The following is a 2,149-nucleotide window of genomic DNA, read 5'->3' as shown; positions in this document are numbered from 1 at the left end:
TTTCCAAAATTTCTTTCGCGCTGTTTTGCGCTTTTTTTATTAAAAACATATTATTCATATCTGCCAGCTTGAATTCTATTTTTCCAGATTGCTCTTTTCCGTAAATTTGTCCGGGACCGCGCAATTGCAAATCAAGCTCTGCCAACCGAAATCCATCATTTATATTTTCCATTTCTTTTAATCGGCGGGTTGAGCTATCGGTAGGGAAAAGCAGACAGTATGATTGGTGTTCACTCCTACCCACTCGTCCTCTAAATTGGTGAAGCTGTGCTAGCCCAAACCGTTCTGCGCCCTCAATCATCATAATAGTCGCATTTGCTACATCAACGCCTACTTCTACAACCGAAGTAGAAACAAGAATTTTTATTTCCTGGTTTTTAAATTTTTGCATTATGTTGGTTTTTTTTGCAGATTTTAATTTGCCATGCAAAAATCCAATATCTATATCGGGAAAAATTTTTTCATTCAATTTTTTATATTCTTTTGTCACTGATTTTACTCCGAGTTTGTCCGACTCATCTATAAGCGGGCAAACGACAAACGCTTGTCTGCCCTCATTGAGTTGTTTTTTAATAAATTCATATGCCGAAATCCGTTTCTCCGGTCCGACGACAATTGTTTTTATTTTTTTTCTACCTTGCGGAAGCTCGTCTAAAAGAGATATATCAAGGTCGCTGTATTGTATTAAAGACAATGTTCGTGGAATTGGTGTCGCGGTCATCGAAAGCAGATGAGGATACTTGCTACTCTCTTGACAGGAAGATAATTTTGCGCGTTGCTCTACCCCAAACCTATGCTGTTCATCAATTACGGTTAATGCCAGTTTTCTAAATTTTATATTTTCTTGAATAAGCGCATGTGTACCGATTATGATGTCAGAATTAGTGGTAATATGATTTGCATCTATTTTTTTTCTTCCATTATTCATAATTCCTGATTCATAATTCATCATCTTATTGCCTCGCGTTACAAGTCCGATTTTTATATTTAAGTCGGTAAAAATTTGGCAGAAAGTTTGATAGTGTTGTTCCGCCAGTATTTCCGTTGGCGCAAGCAATACGGATTGCAAGCCGGAAAGCACGGAGTTATACATTGCGATAGCCGCAACAAGTGTTTTACCGGAGCCGACATCTCCATTTAAGAGTCGATTCATCGGGTATGGCTCCGTAATATCTTGCAGTATTTCCCATGACGATTTTCTCTGCGCCAAAGTAAGCTCGAATGGAAGTTCGGAAACAAATTTTTTTATTTCTTTTCCATGAAAGTTTATAGGATATGAGCTTTTATTCTTTAATTCATTTTTCAGCCAAAAATTCTTTAACTGATTCATAAAAAGTTCGTCAAAGGCCAGGCGTTCTCTTGCTTTTTGGCATATTTCCATTGAAGAAGGGAAGTGAATATTTAAAATCGCATCTTTTATCTCAAGTAGGTTATTTTTTGCAATTATTTCTTTGGGCAAACTTTCTTCCAAAAAATCAATAAAGGGAAGCGCGAATTTTATTGCTGTGCGTACCTGCTTTTGGGAGATGCCATAAGTCAGGGGATAGATAGGTACGATTCTCCCGCAGTGGCTTGGATTATCGCTTACTTTTTCATATTCCGGGCTGACAAGTTCCAGAGACGAGATATTTTTAGCGACCAGAAAAAGTTCGTCTCCCGGATTTATAATATTTTTATCTTTTAGATACCATTGGTTGAACCAAATAGCTTTTATTTTTCCTGATTCGTCGTTTAATATGGCTTCGGTTATTTTTTTATAGTTTTTTGGGCTTTTAAAATTTCTGATAGACTCCACCGTTACCTTTATTATTGCGACATCATTTGGCAGGAGCTCTTTTATTTTTTTTATTTTACTTAAATCTTCATAGCGGAAAGGATAATGCAAAAGCAGGTCGCGGATTGTCGCAAGCCCAAGGTTTTTTAACTTTTTTTGTATTTGCCGGCAATAAAAATTTATTTCTCCGACGGGTTTATCGAGCTCCTTCATATAATCAGATTTTATATAAAAAGAGGATATTTTTCAAGTATTGTAAAAGCTCTTGATTTTTTATCGGATTTGTGCTATATTATTAGAAATGCTCTCGTAGTTCAACGGATAGAACGCAAGATTGCGGATCTTGTAATACAGGTTCGATTCCTGTCGAGAGCA

The 2,149-nt window shown here is 36.6% G+C and carries 1 tRNA gene and 1 pseudogene (1 of these 2 cut by a window edge); one reads left to right on the top strand and one right to left on the bottom strand.

Annotated features, from left to right (window positions below):
* Positions 1-1,987: pseudogene (locus COU51_01080) on the bottom strand (DNA helicase RecG); it reaches 77 nt to the left of the window's first position.
* 90 nt (positions 1,988-2,077) lie between these two features.
* Between COU51_01080 and COU51_01075 the strand changes: the two are divergent.
* Positions 2,078-2,149: transfer RNA gene (locus tag COU51_01075), tRNA-Arg, on the top strand.

Source organism: Parcubacteria group bacterium CG10_big_fil_rev_8_21_14_0_10_36_14, assembly GCA_002772895.1.
Taxonomy (GTDB): Bacteria; Patescibacteriota; Patescibacteriia.
The sequence above is the reverse complement of the archived record's forward strand: the minus strand, read 5'-3'. Positions and strand labels throughout refer to the sequence as shown.